This is a genomic window from gamma proteobacterium symbiont of Scutellera amethystina, assembly GCF_059730845.1.
On sequence record NZ_AP035936.1, the window covers coordinates 1 to 21054 of the forward strand.

Consider the following 21054-nt stretch of genomic DNA (forward strand, 5'->3'; position numbering starts at 1 on the left):
CAGATACCGATCCTTTTCATCCACAGAATGAAGATCTCAGGCTATGGCAGATAAAGAGAGTGAAAACAAGGCGTTACTTGAACCTTTTCTGTCGGTGACGAAAAACAGTGGTGAAGTTATTCAGCTTCATCCCAATAAAAATAACACCGTACAACCGGTCGCACTAATGCGCCTGGGTCTGTTTGTTCCTACCCTGAAGTCAACGGCGCGCGGAAAATCCGGCGCAATGGCTTCAACCGATGCCACCAAAGAGCTCAAAAACCTGTCGCTGGTGAAAGCGGAAGGTTATGAAAAGATTACCATCACTGGCGCACGGCTGGATATGGATAATGATTTCAAAACCTGGGCCGGCATCATTCAGTCTTTCTCGCGTTATCCGTCGAAAGGCGACACCGTCACGCTGCCGTTTATCGACTTCGTCAAGATGTGCGGTATTCCCTCAGCCAACTCGTCCGCGGCGCTGCGTAAGCGTCTTGACGCCTCGCTGCGACGCATCGCAACCAATACCCTGTCGTTTGAGGGGAATGGTAAGGCCTACCACACGCACCTGGTGCAGTCGGCTTACTACGATCGTGAGAAAGATCTGGTGCGTATTCAGGCCGATCCTAAGCTGTTTGAGCTGTATAACTTCGACCACAAGGTGCTGCTGCAGCTGCGTGCTATCTCGCGCCTCAAGCGTAAGGAGTCGGCGCAGGCGCTGTATACCTACCTGGAAAGCCTGCCCACTAATCCGGCGCCTATCTCCCTGGCGCGCTTACGCATGCGCCTTAATCTCGGCTCAAAAACCACCACGCAAAACCATGTGGTGCGGCGCGCCATGGAGCAGCTGAAAGAGATTGGCTATCTGGACTACTCCGAAGTGAAACGGGGCCGTTCGGTATTTTTCATCATCCACAGCCGCACACCCAAACTCGATGGTATCAGCAATCTGGAAAGTATCGATTCGCTGGAAGACCTCGATTTCGAAGACTGACTTCACTCATTCACTGTAATCAGTCAGCCCTCTTCCCGCAGTGTCACTGAGCCTAAAAGTGACACTGCCGCTTTCCCCTCATTCACTGTAATCAGCACAACCTAATCTGTTCACTGTAATCGGTAGCATTCACTGTAATCAGTGGTCGCTGCCGGTATCGCCTGTTCCGTAAAAACCCTCCAAACTTCCTTTTCATGCATAACAGCGCTTTTATTGATAGTGGGTACTTACCAGGTGGGTTGACAGACATCTTGCTTGTGCCTTCAGAGACCGTCTGGCTGATTACAGTGAATGTCTGGTCTGCCGGGCGATTCTGCTGACCACAGTGAACACGTAAGCATACGACCTCACTGATTACAGTGAACGCTTTATCGTATCTGACTGAAAATTAAGCGTAATAAACGATATACAGTAATACATTCACTGTATTCAGTAATTATGCTGTAAAAGTAACCAGTAAAAGTGACAGGGTTGGTCACTATCGCTGATTACAGTGAATCGTGGGAGGGTTTACCGACTATAGTGAACGTCATTTCATGACGAAACGGCTCTCTGCGTTACTGATTGCAGTGAACGTTCTCAACACTCCCCTGCCCTCACCGCAGGCACTGGTCTGCAAGGGAGATAAAGCCAGCTACTGACTACAGTGAACATTATTGGGGCTGAGGCGTAGCGGGCATTTACTGATTACAGTGAACGTGTTTGTCAGGTCTTGCTGCCTCAAAGCGCAGCGCGCGCCAGCTCGCCTGCTGATTACAGTGAATGTTGTTAGCTGAGTGCCCTTCCCTGTGCTTCGCGACCATCTCTCAACCTGGCGCGATAAAGATGATCGGATTTACTGATTACAGTGAATGCTTAGTCAGGCAGGTCAGCAGTTCAGGCTTAAACACGCTTTTCCTTTTACTGACTACAGTGAATGCGCCGCAGCGATCAGGTTATGAATATCTGATAAAGGTCACATTACTGATTACAGTGAACATTGACGAAAAGGCGTTCATAGTTTACTGACTACAGTGAATGCCGCTGGCATCGACGTCGCAGTTTACTGATTACAGTGAATCTTACACCTGCATGAATCGATGCGCTGGCAGATTGCCGCCAGCGAGGCGGCCCTGAACATGGCACTGCACGGCGCAGCCCAATCTTCCTGCAGGCGATGCTCGCCAGCCCGCAATCGTAATCCGGGTGATTCTCATCGTGTGCAGCTTCTCCCCTTCTCACTGGCCGGCCGCACCCCCTCACACCGTGCATTGCAGGCAGTAAGTGAGGGAGGAATGTAGTGGGCTTGTGCTGACTACAGTGAATCCTGACCATTTGTTGAGCGGATGATGCGCGGAACCACTGACTACAGTGAACATTTACTTTTGCGCACTGGCTCATCCTGGCGCCGGTGGCGCTGTCCCTGCGCTAAGAATTACTGATTACAGTAAATCTTACGGCAGGGTTACTGATTGCAGTGAATGTTACGCTGAGTACAGTGAACGCAGTTCATTCCTTTTCGCCACCCGCTGATTACAGTGAACGTGCGGACTGCTCTGTCAGGTAACGGCGCGCAGTATTTCACCGTGATTAACCGCCTCAGCCAGACATGCCAGTTACTGATTACAGTGAACAGTGGCAGAGTGCCGCCCTTACGCCGAGCACATTTTCATCAATTGATGGGTAAACAATCAACGCGCACTACTGACTGCAGTGAACGTCTGGTTTAACCCCCTATTGCAAAAGGTCTTTTTACAACGCGAGCCGATGATGAACAGATGAGATAGATTTGCCTCATGTGCAGGATTTCGGTATAAAGTCATAAATCCTACATGTGTGGAGCAAGTATGGCTAACGATGAGAAGCAGGTTCTGAAAGTCGCTCAACGCTCAGAAAGAATGCTGATGAGCCTGACGGAGCAGATTCAGGCGCAAAAAGAAGAGTTACACGAGAATACTTTTTACCAGGTCTATGCCAAAGCGGCGTTAGCCAAGTTGCCCAAGCTGACGCGCGCCAGTGTCGATTACGCGGTTAACGAGATGGAAGAAAACGGCTATCCGTTTGATAAGCGTGCGGCCGGCAGTTCCACCAAGTACGCGATGTCGATCCAAAATATTATCGACATCTACCATCATCGCGGCGTCCCGAAATACCGCGATCGCCATCCTGAAGCGTTTACGCTGTTTGTCGGTAACCTGAAAGGCGGCGTGTCTAAAACCGTTTCAACGGTATCGCTGGCGCACGCGCTGCGCGCGCATCCGCACCTGCTGTTTGAAGATTTACGTATCCTGGTTATCGATCTCGATCCGCAGTCTTCGGCCACCATGTTCCTGAATCATGAACGTTCGGTCGGTTTGGTTGAGGCCACCGCAGCTCAGGCGATGCTGCAAAACGTCAGCCGCGAAGAGCTGAAAAGTGAATTTATTGTGCCGTCGATTATTCCTGGCGTTGACGTACTGCCCGCCTCAATCGATGACGCTTTCATTGCTTCACGCTGGGAAGAGCTGTGTGCGGAGCATCTTCCGCAGCAAAACGTGCATGCGGTGCTGTATGAAAACGTGGTGGCTAAGCTGAAAAAAGATTACGACTTCATCTTTATTGACAGCGGCCCACATCTGGATGCCTTCCTGAAAAACGCCATTGCCGCTTCCGATTTGCTGATGACGCCGGTGCCGCCGGCACAGGTTGATTTCCACTCCACGCTGAAGTATCTGACGCGCCTGCCCGAGCTTATCGACATCATCGAAGAGTCGGGAGCCACCTGCCGGTTGCAGGGCAACATTGGCTTTATGTCCAAGCTGTCGAATAAAGCGGACCACAAGATGTGTCACAGCCTGGCGAAAGAGATATTTGGTGGCGATATGCTGGATGCAGCGCTGCCGCGGCTGGATGGCTTTGAACGCTGTGGTGAATCGTTCGACACGGTTATCTCCGCTAACCCATCGACTTATGTCGGCAGCAGCGAAGCCCTGAAAAACGCGCGTTCGGCGGCAGAAGACTTTGCCAAAGCCGTCTTTGATCGTATTGAATTTATCCGCCTGAACTGAGGTTATTATGAGCGCAAAAAGAATCACTATTGGCCGCACCTTCAGCCAGAGCCCGTTACAAAATGAACCCAGCGAGGATGGTCACTCCCAGACGTTTATCCTTTCCACCGGTAAACGCGCCCTGTTCACGCTGGAACACATCACGGCTAAAGAGATAGAAGAACGTACGTACGTGGTGATGGAAACCAACGGCCGTGACCAGTCCGGTCTCACGCCAGAGTCACTGCGCGATATCATCCGTACCATTAAACTGCAGCAGTTCTTCCCGGCCATCGGCGTGAAGCGTGGCGATCGGATTGAAATCCTCGATGGTTCGCGTCGTCGGGCGGCCGCGCTGCACTGTAAAACCGGGCTGGATGTGCTGGTTACCGACGTTGCCATCTCTGCCGAAGAAGCCCGTCGTCTGGCGCAGGATATCCAGACCGCGCGTGAGCATAATCTGCGTGAAGTCGGCATGCGTTTGCTGTCACTGAAAGACAGCGGCCTGTCGCAAAAAGAGATTGCGCAGAGTGAAGGGCTGTCTCAGGCAAAAGTAACCCGCGCGCTGCAGGCTGCCAGTGTGCCGCTGGAACTGGTCACCCTGTTCCCGAACCATTCAGAGTTGACCTATCCTGACTACAAAACGCTGTTGCAGGCCTACGAAAAACTGCAGGAAACCGGTCAGACGGTAGACGCTCTGATTGAAACCATCGGTATGGATGTGGACAGCGTCTGTGCGCGTGAAGGCCTGGCGGAAGATGAAGTCAAGAATGGCATCCTGCGGCTGGTCCGTAACGGCAGCCAGACACTGGTGCAGGCGCCGGCTAAAGATAAAGTGGTGGCGACACCGCTGTGGACCTTCGCGGATAAAGACCGTTACGCCCGCAAAAAAACGCGCGGACGCATGTTTAGCTATGAGTTTAACCGCCAGTCCAGAGAATTACAGGAAGAGCTGGATCGCGTTATCACCGAGACGCTGAATAAGTATCTCAATCAGTAATAGCGCTTCACCTCTGATGATAAGCAAACTGTAGCAGCACAATCCCGTACACCCTGTACCGTGCCGCTACAGATTGTTACCTCACCCACCTGATTTCTCCCCCCAAAATTTCATCCTTCGCCAGCGTGATTTCAGCGCTAAGTGCATGAAATCACATCAACCTTAGCCGGAATTTCAGGCTGAAATCGCCAGCTCAGCAATGCAATACGATGAAACCGCGCCATCGCCGGTTGAAGCTTTGATGATGGCAAGCTTTGCTGGATGCGAAAGCAACAGTGAAACGAGCAGGGAGAATCCTTAACGAGATTTGCCGGAATCAGGCGACATTCGCCATGGCGATTTCACCTCTAACTACTTGAAAACAGGGTTTTTATCAGCAGGATTTCAGGGTGAAATCGCCCGAATTTCACAGTAAATCTTCATGCTGCCGTGAGAAAAACCGGGATTTAGCCAGACGATATTCAATGTGTTATCCACAGAAAACGTGGATAACTTTTACTGTAGCCGCTATGCCATAAGCGCCGTCTGGCTGGGCGACTGCCACACTGCATCACGCACGCGCACCGGTTTATGAATCAAACCGAGCGCATAAAAGCGGTCAGCGATAGTTTGCTGTTCTTTGATGACGTGGAAAACCATGGCCCGCGTCTGGTGGCTGCGACGGGATAAGGCACGTTCCACGGCTGCGAACTCCAGCCCCAGTTCCTGCGCCAGCATAGTGGCAGCTTCATGGCGATGATTATCGATAAAGGTCCCGGTTTGCTGCAGGCTCGTTACCAGCTGCTGCACGATATCGTCATGCTGCTGCACATAATCATGGCGCGCCAGATAAAACTGGTGATTGCGCACCCGGCCTTCGCCCTTCTCCAGCACGCGCAAATCGGCGTTGCTTTCTGCGGCACTCAGCAGCGGATCCCACATCATCCAGGCATCGACGGCCAGGTAATCGCTGGCTGTGAGCGGATATTTCGGCGGCGTGTACACCACTTTAATTTCATCCAGACCGATGCCGGCTTCCTCAAGCAGCTGCAACAGCAGCCAGTGAACATTCGATCCTTTATTGACCGAGATACGCTTACCCCGCAAATCTGCCAGGCTGTGGATAGTACTGTCGCGTGGCACCACAATCCCGACGCTGCCCGGTGCGGGTGGCTCCCAGGCGATATAAGTCACGGCGTTACCGCTGGCCTGAGCGAAGATAGGTGGCACTTCACCGGTGGTACCAAAATCAATCTCATTATTCTGCAGCGCATACAACAGTTGCGGACCGGCAGGAAACTCGCTCCACACCACGCTGATACCCTGCTGGTTGAAGCACTGTTCCAGCGTCTGGCGCGCTTTCAACACGCCAAGATTGCCAAATTTCTGAAAGCCGATGCGCAACTCGCGTTCAGGGCGCGCGGCCCCGCTGGCGTGCGCGAAGGCTATGACGGCAGACTTACGCCGCCCTTTTATGACGCCCATCTGTGCCAGATGCGTGCGCAGCGTGTGCCGGCTAATGCCCAGCAGCGTGGCGGCCTGCGTCTGATTGTTGTCCGCTATTTCCAGTGCATTACTGATCAGACTCTGAATCACCCGATCAAACAGCTGTTGGGGTTCGCGCGTAATCTGCTGGCGCAGGAAACTATCCAGCGTCGAATCGTCCGTTTCGCTGTATGCGCGTTCACTGTAACCTGCCAGCCGCAGCTGCGTCGGTGTCAATGTCTCATCGCGACTGAGCAGCACCGCATTGTGCAGCGTATTCTCCAGCTCACGAATATTGCCGGGCCAGCTGTAGTCGCGCAGCGCTTCCAGCGCGTCAGAAGACAGGCGACGCGCCGGACGGCCAAGTCGGCGTGCGTAAAGGGAGAGGAAATGCTGGGCCAGCAGCGGGATGTCCTCGCGACGCTGGCGCAGCGGTGGCAGGGGAACAACGGCGATATTCAGGCGATAAAACAGATCTTCACGAAAACGCCGTTCGCGAATTGCCTGGGCCAGATCGACATGGGTTGCGGCGATAACGCGCACGTCTATTTTAATGGCCTTGCGTGAACCGACGCGTGTGATCTCACGCTCCTGAAGGACGCGCAGCAGTTTAACCTGCAGCGGCAGGCTCAGTTCACCTATCTCATCCAGCAGCAGCGTGCCGCCCTGCGCCGCTTCAAACCAGCCAGGGTGCGCCTGAGTCGCGCCGGTGAAGGCTCCTTTCTCATGTCCAAACAATTCAGCTTCTGCCAGGCTTTCCGTCAGGGCACCGCAGTTGACGGCCAGAAACGGGGCATGCCGGCGTGGACTGTGGTGATGCAGATACCGCGCGACCACTTCTTTGCCGGTGCCGGTTTCGCCCACAATCAGCACCGTGGCGTCGGTGGGGGCGAATTTATCCAGCAGCGACTGGAAAGCCAGCGATGCCGGGTCGACCAGGCGAGGTGAATCCGGTTGATTGTAAGGTGTCAGCATGAGATGGCTCCTGTAAAGGTCTGCCATCACGCTAAACCCGGCAAGTGGCAATGAACAGCAGGAAAAAAGCATAAGCAGTTGCATATGCAGCAAATGCTGTTGGCGTTGCGTTGCAATTGCAACAGACATGACGGGCTCTGATGACCTAACTGACTGAAAATGCACAATCTCTGTTTCGTTAAAAGCTGGCATGCTTTTCGCTTACGCCTATATAACCAAATAGAAAGTTAAGAATGAACGTTTTCTCATAAAGTTATATAGGATAAGCATAATGGCCAATTCTGCGCACGAGAGCATAAATGTCTTCTGGTTCCTGCCGACGCACGGCGATGGCCGTTACCTGGGTACCACAGAAGGCGGACGCCCGGTTGATTTAGCCTATTTACAGCAGGTCGCGCTGGCCGCCGACAATCTGGGCTTCTACGGCGTCCTCATTCCGACAGGGAAAAGCTGTGAGGATTCCTGGCTGGTGGCTTCCGCGCTGGCACCCATGACGCGCCGGCTGCGCTATCTGGTCGCCGTCCGTCCGGGGTTACAGCCACCCACGCTGGCAGCGCGCATGGCCACCACGCTGGATCGTCTGTCGGAAGGCCGTCTGCTGATTAACGTGGTCACCGGCGGCGATCCGGTGGAGAACAAAGGCGATGGCATCTTCCTCAACCACAGTGAACGTTATGAAGTGACTCGCGAGTTTCTGGATGTGTATAGCCGGCTGATGCGCGGCGAAAAAGTGGATTATCAGGGCGAGCATATTCAGGTTGAAGGCGCTGAGGTGCTGTTTCCACCGGTGCAGGAAAACGGTCCACCGCTCTACTTTGGTGGCTCATCGGAGGCAGCGATCGACGTGGCGGCGCAGCAGATTGACACCTATCTCACCTGGGGCGAGCCACCGGCGCAGGTAGCAGAAAAACTGGCGGTCGTACGTGAGCGCGCTGAGTCACGCGGCCGGAAACTCGAATACGGTATCCGCCTGCATGTGATTGTGCGTGAAACCGAAGAAGAAGCCCGAGCGGCGGCGGATAAACTGATTGCCCATCTGGATGACGACACCATCGCTCAGGCGCAGAAGATTTTTGCCCGCATGGATTCCGCCGGTCAGGCGCGCATGAGTGCGCTGCACAACGGTTCGCGTGATAACCTCTACATTGCGCCGAATCTGTGGGCAGGCGTCGGACTGGTGCGCGGCGGTGCCGGCACCGCGCTGGTGGGCAGCCCGCAGCAGGTCGCTGAACGCATCCGGGAATACCAGGCGCTCGGCGTGACTAACTTCATTCTTTCGGGCTATCCGCATCTGGAAGAGGCGCATCGCGTGGCTGAATTGCTGCTGCCGCTGTTACCGCTGGCCCACGGTCAGCAGCAGCGCGCCCGTACCATTAACACTGGTCCGTTTGGTGAAACCATCGGCGGCGATAAGCGCCCATCGGCGAAACAGACGAGCGCCAGCTGATGCAGGAGAAGGCGATGGCAACAGCGCACATTATTATTGTCGGCGGGGGCTTCAGCGGCACAGCGCTGGCGATCCACCTCGCCCGCACGTCGCTCGCGCCGCTACTGATTACAGTGGTCGAACCGCGCGCCAGCCTCGGCGCCGGTGTTGCCTATTCCACGCCGGAACCGGCACACCGCATCAACGTGCCGGCTGCGCGTATGCAGCTCAGCGGAGAAGAGCAGGGCGCCTTTGATCGCTGGTATCGTCAGCAACCGGAATGCTCACTGGATTCAGCAGCACACTGCGCCGATGGCGCGGTGTATCCGCAGCGTGCGCTGTTTGGCCGCTACCTGGCGCAGCAGTTTGCCGCCGCTGCTGAGGCGCATCCGCATGTCACTCTGCGTCACGTCCAGGCGCGTGCGCTGGCGTGGGAAGGGCAACAACTGCTGTTGAGTAACGGTGAAACCCTGACTGGCGACATCCTGGCGCTGGCGATCAGCCATCCACCGCCGTCGCTGCCACGCATGCTACAACCGTTTGCCGACCATCCGGCGCTGATTGCCAACCCGTGGCAGCCAGGCGTGCTGGATAACGTTGAGCCTGACGCATCGGTGGCGATTGTCGGCACCGGCCTGAGCATGGCTGATGTGGTGGCTTCGCTGGCGACGCGTCAGCATCAGGGGCCGCTGCTGGCGTTCTCACGGCGCGGACAACTGTCACGCGCTAATCTCAGCGGCGAATGGCCGGAGTGGACGCTGGCCGCGCAACCTCAGCCCAGCGCGCGTCACTGGCTGCGGCATATTCGTGATGAAGTCGCTCGCGCCGCCGCGCAGCAGCTGCCGTGGCAGCGTGTGCTTGATGAGGTGCGTGTGCAGGGGCAAGCCATCTGGCAGTCACTTCCGCTGCCTGAACAGCGACGCTTTGCGCGTCATCTGCGTTCATGGTGGGATGTGCATCGCTATCGCATTGCTCCACAGGTCGCCGCCGTCATCGCCCGGCGACAGCAGCAAGGTAGTCTGCAGGTATTGGCCGCTCGCCTCGTGGCGATTCACGCTCACCCGCAGCAACTGGAAATCACCCTGCGTCAGCGCGATGGCACCCGGCAAAACCATGTGCTGGATAAATTGATTGTCACGACCGGACCGGGACATGAAGCGCTGACGACCAGCCAGCCGCTGCTGCAATCGCTCAGTGAGCAGGGCCTGATCCGCGCCGATGCGCTCGGCTTCGGCATTGATGTGGATCACCACTCGCACACCCTCAACCGGCACGGCCAGCCCAACGCACGCCTGTTTGTCGTGGGCCCGGCGGCGCGCGCCCGCTTTGGTGAGCTGATGGGATTGCCACAGGTGGCCGATCACGCGGCCGCCGTAGCGGATGAAATTCTTAAGGTATTGCCTGTCGCTCACGCTGAGCGATGTCCCCCTTCCGCCTCCTGAACACTCAACATCCTGAAAATTAACTGACGAACGCCGGGTCGCCGCACGACCACGGCCTCGCTATGGAGATTGCTATGCCATCGCAACGCGAAATACGCCTGAATGCCTTTGATATGAACTGTGTCGGTCACCAGTCGCCCGGACTCTGGGCCCATCCCCGTGACCGCTCCTGGCAGTATAAGGATCTGGAATACTGGGTTGATTTGGCGCGCCTGCTGGAGCGCGGCAAGTTTGACGGCCTGTTCATTGCCGATGTGCTCGGCATTTACGATGTGCTGAACGGCAACGGTGACGCGGCGATACGCCAGGCCACTCAGGTGCCGGTGAACGATCCGCTGGCGTTGATTACGCCGATGGCGCTGGTCACAGAGCACCTCGGTTTCGGCTTAACCGCCTCGCTGTCGTTTGAGCATCCTTATCCGTTCGCGCGCCGTTTGTCGACGCTGGACCATCTGACCAAAGGCCGCATTGGCTGGAACATCGTCACCTCCTATCTGGAGAGCGGCGCGCGCAACATTGGTCATAAAGCGCAAACCGATCATGACAGCCGCTATGACTATGCCGATGAGTACCTGCAGGTGGTCTATAAACTGCTGGAAGGCAGCTGGGAGCAGGATGCGGTGCTGCGCGATCGTCAGCGTCGCATTTTTAGCGATCCCAGCAAAATCCATCCGATTAACCATCAGGGTACCTTCTTTAACGTACCGGGCATCCATCTGTGTGAACCCTCGCCGCAGCGCACGCCGGTGCTATATCAGGCCGGTGCATCGAGCCGCGGCAAACAGTTTGCCGCTGAGCACGCAGAATGTGTGTTTGTCGCCGCGCCGTCCAAAGTGCTGTTAAAGAAAACCGTGGCCGACATCCGGCGTCGTGCAGCCGAAGCCGGTCGCGATCCGCGCAGTATTTTGATCTTCAACCTGCAGACGGTGATTGTCGGTGAAACCGATCGGGCGGCACAGGCGAAGTGGCAGGAGTATAAAAACTGGGTCAGCTACGAAGGCGCGCTGGCGCTGGTCTCCGGCTGGACCGGCATCGACTTTGGACAATATCAGCCGGATCAGGTGCTGAAATACCTGCACACCAACGCCATTCAGTCAGCGGTTGAAACCTTCTCCACCGCCGATCCCGACCGTCAGTGGACGGTGAAAGCGTTGGCGGATTGGGTCGGCATCGGCGGTTTTGGTCCGTTGCTGGTGGGCAGTGCCGCAACGGTGGCGGATGAGCTGCAGAGCTGGGTGGAAGAGACCGACGTGGATGGTTTCAACCTCGCTTACGCGCTGACCCACGAAACCTTTGAGGATGTGGTTGAGCTGCTGATTCCGGAGCTGCAAAAGCGCGGCGTTTACAAGCAGGATTACGCGGCGGGCACGCTGCGCGAAAAGCTGTTTGCCGCCGGACCGCAGCTCACCGCGCCGCATCCGGGTGCCGGCTATCGCGTACGCAGCGCACAGCAGCAGGAGGTCTTATGATCGAAATCGAACGGCTGAGTAAGCACTACCGTGCGCCGGACGGTCGCGTCACTGAAGTGCTGAAAAACATCACGCTGCAGGTGCCGGAAGCCAGCATCACCGCGGTGGTCGGACCGAGCGGTGCCGGAAAATCTACGCTGGCGAAATGCATCAGCCTGCTGGAGCAGCCGAGCGGCGGCAGCATCCGGGTTAACGGCAGCGATTTATCCCGGCTGGATGGCGAAGCGCTGCGCCGCGCGCGTCGCGCCATCGGCACGGTATTTCAGTCTTCCGCGCTGCTGCAGCGTAAAAGTGCCTGGGAAAATATCGCGCTGCCGCTGCGCTATCTCGGCGTGGTCGAGCGCGATATCCGCGCCCGCGTCGGCGAGCTGCTGGAGAGTGTCGGGCTAAGCCACAAAGCCAGCACCTTTCCCGCCCAGCTCTCCGGTGGGCAGCGGCAGCGCATTGGTATTGCCCGCGCGCTGGCGCTACGTCCCTCTGTACTGCTGGCCGACGAAGCCACCTCCGGCCTCGATCCGGAAGCGACGGTCACCATCCTTGAGCTGCTGAAAAAACTGCGTGACGACTACCGGCTGGCAATCGTGCTAATCACCCATGAAATGGATGCCGTACGTCAGGCGGCGGATGCGGTTGCCGAGATTCGCGATGGAGAGATAGTACAGTATGGCACCGTCAGTGCGCTGCTGGCACAGCCGGACAGCGCGCTCGGCCAGCGGCTGCTGCCGCTGACGGCACAAGTCAGTGATGCCGGACTGGTGCTGCAGCTTAGCTACCGTACCGATGTCGCGGTGGCCAGCGACTGGATTTCGCGCATCAGCCAGCAGTTCGCTTTAAAGGTGGATCTGCTGGGTGCGCATGTCGAGCGGGTCAATGGCATCCAGGCCGGACGGTTGCAGGTGGGCATTCATTTTCAGCAGGAGCAGGTGCCGCTGGCACGGTTGCTGACGCAGCTGGAGCAGTATGGCCTGGCGGCCAGCGTTGCTGTCAGCGTGCCGCCATTACGGGAGGCGGTATGAGCGTATCCGTAATAAGCCAGGACACGCCCTGGCCTGAAATTCCGGCACTGATGCTGCCGGCGCTGGGTGAAACCGCGCTGATGGTCGGCATCGTGATGCTGTTTGTGGTGAGCCTCGGTGGCGTGGTCGGCGTGGTGCTGTTTAACACCTCGCCGCGCGGACTGTTTCCGCAGCGCGGTGTGCATCGGGTGCTGAGCTGGATCGTCAATATGGGGCGCTCGTTACCGTTTCTGGTGCTGATGGCGGCCATCATTCCGTTTACCTTCTGGCTCACCGGCACCACCATCGGCATTCCGGCGGCGGTGGTACCGATGATCGCCGCCGGTATTCCTTTCTTTGGCCGCCTGGTCGACAACGCATTACGTGAGCTGCCTGGTGAAGTTACTGCCGTGGGGCTGGTGTGCGGCGGTTCGCGCTGGCAGATCATCCGCTCCGCCCAGCTGAGTGAAGCGCTGCCGGCGATTGTCGCAGCCATCACGCTCAACCTGATCTCCATGATTGAGTACTCGGCCATCGCCGGCACCATTGGCGCTGGCGGCATTGGCTACCTGGCGGTGGTGTATGGCTATCAGCGGTTCGATAACCACATCATGATCGCCACCATCGTGGTGTTAATTGCACTGATTCATACCATTCAATTTTTCGGCGACCGGCTGGTTGCGGCCTTACGCCATCCTCAGGGGACATCGTTATGACAACACAAGAATTTGAGTTACGTAAAACACGCCGCTGGCCGTGGTTGCTGCTGATTATAGTGGTCATTTTGCTGGCCGCCGCTGGCTGGTTGTGGCGCAGCCAGCAGCCGCAGGCGGTGGTGTTTGGCACCACGCTGAAAGTGCATTATGAGCCGGCAATGGCCGGGGAACAGAAGCTGATCGACTATGTGGGTGAGCATATCGCGCCGGACTACGGCCTGAAGCTGGAGGCGGTCGGTGTGCAGGATCCGGTGCAGGCGGACCGTGCGGTAGCAGAAGGGCAGTATGCTGCGACGGTCTATCAGCATCAGTGGTGGCTGAAGCAGGTGGTCGATGCTAACGGCTTCCAGCTCACTTCCAGCCTGCCTCTGTTCCAGTGGGCCTTTGGTATTTACTCCGATCGCTACCACTCGGTGGCGGATCTGCCGCAGGGCGCAACCATTGTGGTGCCTGACGATGGGGCGAATCAGGGCCAGGCGCTCTGGCTGCTGGCGCGTCAGGGATTGATCACCCTCGATCCAACGGTAGAACCGCGCACCGCCAAACTGAAAAACATTGTCGGTAATCCGCACGGTTTCGTGTTTAAAGAGCTGGATCTGCTGACCATGCCGCGGGCGCTTAATTCGGTCGATGCAGCGATTGGTTATGTGTCGCAGTTTGACGCCGGTAAAGTCCCGCGTGACAAAGGCATTCTGTTCCCGCCCGCGCCGCGCACCTTTGCCTCGCAGCTGGTGATCGGTACGCCTTACCTGGAGCAGGAGAACATCGTCAAACTCAGACAGGCATTTGCCGATCCGCGCGTACAGCAGTGGCTAAAAACCACCGATGACCCGCTGGTCAAAGGCGTGCTGGTGCCGGTTTCTGCTGAATAACTTTACTGCCGAATACGCTACCCGGACCCGCATTGCGCGTTCGGGTTTTAGTGTTGGTGTATTTATTATCTTATTGATTATATTGTAATTAATAGCAAATATTGTTGCTTTGGTTCCCTGCATAAAGCGCTTATAACCACCTCACCTGCACAACAAAAACAGACGTGAGGCGTTATGAGTACTCTTCCTTTAGAAAACACCTTGCCGGTTTCGCAACCGGTACGTTCGGTCAGTGATGTGGCAAGGCTGATCAACACCCGCAGTAGCAAAAATAACTATGCGCGCATGATTGTGTTTCTCGCGTTGGGTGGCGTGTTCCTCGACGCTTACGACCTGACCACACTGTCGTACGGCATCGATGACGTGGTGCGCGAGTTCCAGCTATCGCCGTTCACCACCGGGCTGGTCACCTCATCCATCATGGTTGGCACCATCGTCGGCAACCTGATTGGTGGCTGGCTGACGGATAAGTACGGCCGCTATTCGGTGTTCATGGCCGACATGCTGTTTTTTGTCGTATCGGCGATAGCGGCGGGCTTAGCACCCAACGTCTGGGTGCTGATTGGCGCGCGTTTCCTGATGGGCATTGGCGTGGGCATCGATCTGCCGGTGGCGATGTCTTATCTGGCGGAATTCTCTAAATTTGCCGGCAAAGGCAACAAAGCCGCACGGCTCGCGGCCTGGTGCCCGATGTGGTATGCGGCTTCCACTGTGTGTTTCCTGCTGATTTTTGGCCTCTATTTTCTGCTGCCTGAAGATCATCTCGACTGGCTGTGGCGCGCCTCGCTGCTGTTTGGCGCGGTACCTGCGCTGTTGATCATCGCGGTGCGCAGTAAGTTCATGAATGAATCACCGTTGTGGGCCGCGAATCAGGGCGATCTGACCTCGGCGGTGCGTATCCTGCGTGATTCGTACGGTATTCATGCACACGAAGCAGAACCAGAAACGCCACCCGCGGCGGCGGCGCCGAAGGTGAGTTTTCGCGTACTGTTCCAGAAGCCGTGGCGTGAACGCACCATCGTTGCCGGCGTAATGAATATCTGTATTTCGTTTGAGTACACCGCCATCGCCTTCTTCCTGCCGTCGATACTGGCGCAGTTTCTTGGTGCCGGTGTGTTCGAGACTATCTCAGCTTCGCTGGGGCTGAACGCGCTATTTGCCTTTACCGGCGGGCTGCTGGGGATGCGCCTGGCGTGGAAATATCCGTCACGCCACGTGGCGATCGCTGGCTTTGCGCTGCAGTTTTTGGCTCTGGTGGCGCTGGCGTTGATTGGCCACCCGCAGGCGCTAGTGGGCATCGTGTTTGCGGTGCTGATGCTCGGACTATGGCTGTTTGCCGAAGGATTCGGGCCGGGCGCACAGCTGATGGTCTATCCGGCGCTCTCGTATCCCACCTCGATTCGCGCGACTGGCGTCGGCTTTAGCCGTGCGCTGTCGGGCATCGGCAGTGCGCTGGCGCTGTTCATTCTGCCGATTCTGCAGGCGGCGCTCGGCACCAACATGTTCTGGGTGGTATCGCTGGCCGCCATCATTCCGATCTTTTTCCTGCTGGTGGTGCGTCACGAACCGACCCACCACGACATCGACGACCTTTCCCCTCAGGAGTAAAACATGAGCATTCTCTCTACCGGTACTGACTATGACACGCTGGCGGCGCACTTCCGACCGCTGTTTGCCCGCATCGCGGCGGGCGCGGCGGAACGCGAGCGTACGCGTACCTTGCCTTATGAACCGCTGCAGTGGCTGAAGGAAGCCGGTTTTGGCACGGTGCGTATTCCACAGCAAAAAGGTGGCTGGGGCGCCTCGCTGCCGCAGCTGTTTCAGCTGTTGATTGAGCTGGCGGAAGCGGATTCCAACCTGCCGCAGGCGCTGCGCGCGCACTTTGCGTTTGTCGAGGACCGGCTTAACCAGCCGGACAATGCGGAGCGCGATGCGTGGTTTCGCCGTTTTGTTGATGGCGAGCTGGTGGGCAGCGGCTGGACGGAAATTGGCAACGTCAGGCTGGGCGACGTGATCACCCGCGTTACGCCTGCCGCCAATGGCTGGACGCTGAATGGCGAGAAGTTTTACAGTACCGGTGCGCTGTTCGCCGACTGGATAGATGTTTACGCGCGTCGCGATGACAATCAGGGTGACGTGATCGCGCTGGTGAATACGCATCAGCCGGGCGTCACGCGTGAAGATGACTGGGACGGATTTGGCCAGCGCCTGACCGGCAGTGGCACGACGCGCTTCGAGCACGCGCATGTGGAGACGCAGCACGTGTATGATTTTGCCACGCGCTTCCGTTATCAGACCGCGTATTACCAGCACGTGTTGCTGGCGACGCTGGCGGGCATTGCGCGCGCGGTCGCGCGGGACGGCGCGGCAGCCGTTGCCGCACGCAACCGCGTTTACAGTCACGGCAACGGAGCTGCCTCGCGGCAGGATGCACAGGTGCTGCAGGTGGTGGGCGAGATCACCAGTCTGGCATTTGCCGTCGAAGCCACGGTGATTCGCGCTACCCATTCACTGCAATCAGCGTATGAAGCGCACTTGAGTGCCGATGAAGCGGCCATCGCCGCCATCAACAACCTGGCGGAAGCCGAGGCCGGACAGGCGCAGGTAATCGCCAGCGAGCTGGTGCCGCGTGCCGCCACCGAATTGTTTAATGCGCTTGGCGCATCGGATACGCGCGTCAGCAAAGCGCTGGATCGTCACTGGCGCAATGCGCGCACCGTCTCGTCGCATAACCCGGTGATCTACAAAGCGCGCGACATCGGTGACTGGAAAGTCAACGGCACGCCACCAACCGGCATCTGGCAAATCGGCAGGGGAGAGGGGTAACCAGCCTTGATGAACTAACGGCGCCGTTATCGGGCGCCGTTTAATGGCGCAGAATCCGGCTGCGTCATGGAATTAGCACCTCTTAAGCCGCAACCCGGCGGCTTAAGAGCGGTATTCAATAATATTGAAACCTTCATCAGCCGCTGGTGCTGAGAAATAACGGCTTATGATTTCAAACTGTTCATCTGAAGCGGCAAAATCGTGGGTGCCTGCTGCGTTACGGGCACGTAATCGGCTCTTACACACCTCATCAGGGACGTTAAGGAAATGCATCTGGTTAGCAGCCCCTGATGCTTTGATGATACTCATCATCCATTCACGACTGGCGGGTGTATTAGCCGGAAAATCCAGGACTACCGACATCCCCGCGTTAAGTAATGACACCAGATGCGGTTTCATGGCATTTCTGAGCTTAGAGGAATACTGCACGTAATCCGCGACCGTGTGCATTTCATCGGCATAGAGCGCTGCAAGCCAGCGATCCTCACTGATAATGAGAGTATGTGGTGCAGCACCTAATTTTGCGGATAACGTGGATTTACCCGACGCAATTTTTCCACATAACAGGTGAAGCGTGGATTTTTCAGGTGATGCGACATCGGTGGTGTTCATGGCTGACCTCACTGGTTGATTACCGGTAAGGCCCGCCTTACCGGCGGGAAAATGGCAAACGTTATCCCACCTGAACGTGCAAGGTGATAATAATGATTGCGGAAGACAGGGCTGAGCAAGTTTTCATCGTTTTAAACTAACAGGTTAAGTCTCAATAATCACCTGATGCTTTGCTTTAGCTATGATGGCAGCGTGTTGTTAATAACGGAATTCGCAGGGGGTAGGGCCGTTTGGTGCCAGGAGCGGACATTGTTCAGGTGTCAGGCAGGTATCTCAGGGACAGATTATCCCCGGATGGCTGGCTTAATATCTGTTAAAGATTTCACACCCACAGGCCGATAAAAACAGGAGCGACAGAAACGTAAGGAGATGCGCATGTATGGAAAACTGGTCATTACGGGAATAATAGTAACGTTGTTAAGTGGATGTTCGGCTGGGTTTAGGCCTTCTCTGGAAGACTATAAAGGTTCAGATGCAGCCAGGGTTCGTGCTGCATCTGAGGGCAATACAGCCCTGCAATTTTACGAAAAACAGTCGAGTGGCTGTTATAAAAAAGTTTTAGAGCGCCGGGTTACGGCTGGTCTGGCTATTCTCGGTATTCCTGTGTCAGGAAATAAAAAAATCGGAATGCCAGAATCAAGTAACAATAAAGGGGCTTTCATAAATGAATTTACGATCAAGCCGGGGCAGCTGATAAGTATAATTCATTACTGGACTCAGCCGGGCTACTACCAAAATACAGAACGATCTGTCTCCACCAGATTCATTCCTCAGCCAAATCATGATTACGATATCATCGTCACTGGCTCAGAATTTGGCGGGGATAGCGTATCGGTGAGAGATCTGGATCCAGGCGCTAAGATAGTTGGATGGGAAGGCAATTACTGTCCCTCCGGTATACTTGATTAATTGCATGACGCTGATCACCATTTGTACGCCTAAGCCCACCCTGGAGTGGGCTTTTTCATGTGGTACTCAAACCAGGCAGAGGTTGGGGACAATAGCTGTTACGGGATTCCGTGCAAGGCTAAGTCAGCGTAGCGGTGTGGTGCGCCAGGGGCCTGGAAGAAGGCGGAGATAAAGGGCGTTTAGCGAAACGGTGCTTACAATTCATAGAGTTACATAATATTAATACTCCCGGGTGACTTCATGAGCTGTTCTACACTTACACATTCAACCAAGCCGTTTGATTGAAAAAGCAGCATCACTGAGAGGGCGGCGGCAGCAAAGCGTCACGCAGCCGCAGCCTTCATAACTGATCATGCACGTGAGGAGAACACCATGAAAGCAGTTGTCTATAACGGACCTTTTGACGTTTCAGTCAAAGAGGTTCCGGATCCCAAAATCGTTCGCCCTACCGATGTGCTTGTCCGTATTACCACCACCAATATCTGCGGTTCAGATCTGCATATGTACGAAGGACGAACCAGCTTCGAACAGGGTCGCATCTTTGGCCATGAAAATCTGGGGCAAGTCATTGAAATCGGCAGCGCGGTTGAGCGGGTCAAAGTTGGCGATTATGTCTGCCTGCCCTTTAATGTCGGCTGCGGATTCTGTGAAAATTGCGAGAAAGGGTTAACCGGCTACTGCCTGACGGCAAATCCGGGTACGGCCGGGGCCGCCTATGGCTTTGCTGAAATGGGCGAGTGGGATGGCGGCCAGGCGGAGTTACTGCGTGTGCCCTATGCTGACTTTAACTGTCTGGTGCTGCCGCCGGATGCGGTAGAAAAAGAGGAGGACTACGTTTTACTTTCCGACATCTTCCCCACCGGCTGGCATGCCACTGAACTGGCAGGATTGCGCCCCGGAGAAAATGTGGCGATTTATGGTGCAGGCCCGGTCGGCCTGATGGCGGCTCACTCGGCCATGATTAAAGGCGCATCGCAGGTGTTTGTGGTTGATACCCATCCGGACAGACTGGCGCTGGCCGAACAGCTGGGCGCAGTAGCGATCAATGGGGTGGGCGATGAGGCTGTAAACAAAATTCTCGAGTTAACCGACGGGCGCGGCACGGATTGCGGTTGTGAGTGTGTGGGGTATCAATGTTGCAACAAGCATGGCCACGAGGATAACTCTGCCACGCTTAACAGTCTTGTCGCGTCAACTAAGGCCACGGGCGGCATCGGTGCGGTCGGCGTTTTTGTTCCGCAGGATCCCGGAGGCGCGACCGACCTGGCCAAAGAGGGTAAAGTGCCATTCGATTTTGGGAATTTCTGGTTCAAAGGTCAGTCAATCAAGACCGGTCAGTGTAATGTCAAAGCGTACAACCGCCAGCTCGCAAGGCTTATCCATCAGGGCAGAGCCAATCCGGCGCAGATCATCTCGCATCGACTTGCTCTGGCAGACGCTGCCGAAGGCTATAAGCATTTTGATGATCGTGATAATGGCTGGACAAAAGTCATTCTGAAACCCTGAAATTCAGGTAACTCAGAAGAGCTAAGACACATTCAGGCGGTGGGAAGAGGGAGAACGAAAACTGCCTGTCTGTGGCTGGCTATATCTGGCATGACCACATTAATGACATATCAGCGTAAATCCGGCAGAAATTTGCCCACTGCTTATCCAGTTTAATGCACATGCGCAGCCTCTGTTCCTCAGGGCACGAAGCCGCACAGTGATTACATGCCGCAACAAAGATAACAAGCTTCGAGGCATTTCTGGTCTTCGTCTGACATCATTCCTCCTCAGCTAAAGTTATTTATCAGGCATGAAAGAGATAACGGATTATTCAACTTTGTAATAACTAATTTTTTAATTATCATTTTTCATGATTTGCTAATGCCCGCGATGAGCGAGAAGGGAACACAACATTAATGTGATAATCGTGCGAGGGAGCTAAACGCCTGGTATTATAGCCATATAAATGATCATGACGGAGAAAAGGCTAATGAAAATTACACTTAAAAAAGAAAATGGAACATCCGAAACACAGGATGTTGCATCTTTGATTATCACATTAAGTAATGGTGAAACCGTTGAAATTAGTGACGAAAGCCAGCAGCGCCCGTCGCATCTTTCGGAAGGAATTACGGTGTGGGGAGGAAGCATGCCGAAAGAAGGTGCCTCCATTGATGACCTCAGGGCTTCAACGCGATCATTAGGTATTTATCCCCTGGCCGCTAATTTGATTCACCTTTTCCCACTCAGTAAATAGCCGCTAAATACAGCACTATGTGAGTTTCGTCTGGGGGCATTTGAGTCGGATAATCGTAAACATCGGCTTTTGCCATAGAACGAATTGACGAACAGACCGATGTCCGCTTTGAGCGAAAAGCGGAC

16 protein-coding genes are annotated in these 21054 nt (G+C 55.7%); 14 read left to right on the plus strand and 2 right to left on the minus strand.

All coding sequences use genetic code 11. The features are described from left to right. Positions 1–43: 43 nt before the first annotated feature. From AC6I79_RS20070 to AC6I79_RS20080, 3 genes are all read left to right on the plus strand, one after another. The gene (locus tag AC6I79_RS20070; protein WP_021508802.1) at positions 44–973 is read left to right on the plus strand and encodes a RepB family plasmid replication initiator protein; all 930 of its coding nucleotides are present in this window, start codon (positions 44–46) and stop codon (positions 971–973) included. A 1826-nt stretch (positions 974–2799) separates the two neighbouring features. Next, the gene (locus AC6I79_RS20075; RefSeq protein WP_058776156.1) at positions 2800–3999 is read left to right on the plus strand and encodes an AAA family ATPase; all 1200 of its coding nucleotides are present in this window, start codon (positions 2800–2802) and stop codon (positions 3997–3999) included. Positions 4000–4006: 7 nt separating this feature from the next. Continuing rightward, positions 4007–4978, plus strand: coding sequence for a ParB family protein (locus AC6I79_RS20080; protein WP_058780984.1), 972 nt, complete (start codon positions 4007–4009; stop codon positions 4976–4978). A gap of 507 nt (positions 4979–5485) precedes the next feature. Here the strand turns inward: AC6I79_RS20080 and AC6I79_RS20085 are convergent. Further along, positions 5486–7417 (minus strand): sigma-54-dependent Fis family transcriptional regulator, encoded by a 1932-nt coding sequence (locus AC6I79_RS20085; protein WP_159377572.1) that lies wholly within the window; start codon positions 7415–7417, stop codon positions 5486–5488. A 271-nt stretch (positions 7418–7688) separates the two neighbouring features. On the opposite strand from AC6I79_RS20085, the gene ssuD reads away from it, so the two are divergent. From ssuD to AC6I79_RS20125, 8 genes are all read left to right on the plus strand, one after another. After that, the gene (gene ssuD / locus AC6I79_RS20090) at positions 7689–8864 is read left to right on the plus strand and encodes an FMNH2-dependent alkanesulfonate monooxygenase (protein ID WP_159377571.1); all 1176 of its coding nucleotides are present in this window, start codon (positions 7689–7691) and stop codon (positions 8862–8864) included. Between the two features lie 14 nt (positions 8865–8878). Beyond that, positions 8879–10285 (plus strand): FAD/NAD(P)-binding protein, encoded by a 1407-nt coding sequence (locus tag AC6I79_RS20095; RefSeq protein WP_498027818.1) that lies wholly within the window; start codon positions 8879–8881, stop codon positions 10283–10285. A 74-nt stretch (positions 10286–10359) separates the two neighbouring features. Further along, positions 10360–11754, plus strand: coding sequence for an LLM class flavin-dependent oxidoreductase (locus AC6I79_RS20100; RefSeq protein ID WP_152390885.1), 1395 nt, complete (start codon positions 10360–10362; stop codon positions 11752–11754). Next, positions 11751–12770, plus strand: a complete 1020-nt coding sequence (locus tag AC6I79_RS20105) for a methionine ABC transporter ATP-binding protein (protein WP_159377569.1) — start codon at positions 11751–11753, stop codon at positions 12768–12770. The genes AC6I79_RS20100 and AC6I79_RS20105 overlap by 4 nt, the downstream gene beginning before the upstream one ends. Continuing rightward, a complete protein-coding gene (locus tag AC6I79_RS20110) occupies positions 12767–13465 on the plus strand; it encodes a methionine ABC transporter permease (protein WP_136546619.1) in 699 nt (232 codons plus the stop codon). The genes AC6I79_RS20105 and AC6I79_RS20110 overlap by 4 nt, the downstream gene beginning before the upstream one ends. Continuing rightward, positions 13462–14337, plus strand: coding sequence for a MetQ/NlpA family ABC transporter substrate-binding protein (locus tag AC6I79_RS20115; RefSeq protein WP_125311071.1), 876 nt, complete (start codon positions 13462–13464; stop codon positions 14335–14337). Before AC6I79_RS20110 ends, AC6I79_RS20115 begins: the two co-directional genes overlap by 4 nt. A 174-nt stretch (positions 14338–14511) precedes the next feature. Next, positions 14512–15945, plus strand: coding sequence for an MFS transporter (locus AC6I79_RS20120; RefSeq protein ID WP_159377568.1), 1434 nt, complete (start codon positions 14512–14514; stop codon positions 15943–15945). 3 nt (positions 15946–15948) lie between these two features. Beyond that, on the plus strand, positions 15949–17163 hold the full coding sequence (locus AC6I79_RS20125) for an acyl-CoA dehydrogenase family protein (RefSeq protein WP_159377567.1): 1215 nt from the start codon (positions 15949–15951) through the stop codon (positions 17161–17163). A gap of 102 nt (positions 17164–17265) precedes the next feature. On the opposite strand, the gene AC6I79_RS20130 is transcribed toward AC6I79_RS20125, so the two are convergent. Next, complete coding sequence (locus AC6I79_RS20130; RefSeq protein ID WP_159377566.1) at positions 17266–17775, minus strand: P-loop nucleotide/nucleoside kinase family protein; 510 nt, start codon at positions 17773–17775, stop codon at positions 17266–17268. Positions 17776–18150: 375 nt separating this feature from the next. Between AC6I79_RS20130 and AC6I79_RS20135 the strand changes: the two genes are divergently transcribed. The 3 genes from AC6I79_RS20135 to AC6I79_RS20145 all read left to right on the plus strand — a co-directional run bounded on the left by AC6I79_RS20135 (position 18151) and on the right by AC6I79_RS20145 (position 20929). Continuing rightward, positions 18151–18684 (plus strand): hypothetical protein, encoded by a 534-nt coding sequence (locus tag AC6I79_RS20135; protein ID WP_159377565.1) that lies wholly within the window; start codon positions 18151–18153, stop codon positions 18682–18684. Positions 18685–19056: 372 nt separating this feature from the next. Further along, on the plus strand, positions 19057–20190 hold the full coding sequence (locus AC6I79_RS20140) for a glutathione-independent formaldehyde dehydrogenase (RefSeq protein ID WP_159377564.1): 1134 nt from the start codon (positions 19057–19059) through the stop codon (positions 20188–20190). A 472-nt stretch (positions 20191–20662) separates the two neighbouring features. After that, positions 20663–20929 carry a hypothetical protein gene (locus AC6I79_RS20145; protein ID WP_072208583.1) on the plus strand — a complete coding sequence of 89 codons (267 nt, stop codon included), beginning with the start codon at positions 20663–20665 and terminating at the stop codon, positions 20927–20929. The last annotated feature ends 125 nt before the right edge of the window (positions 20930–21054 follow it).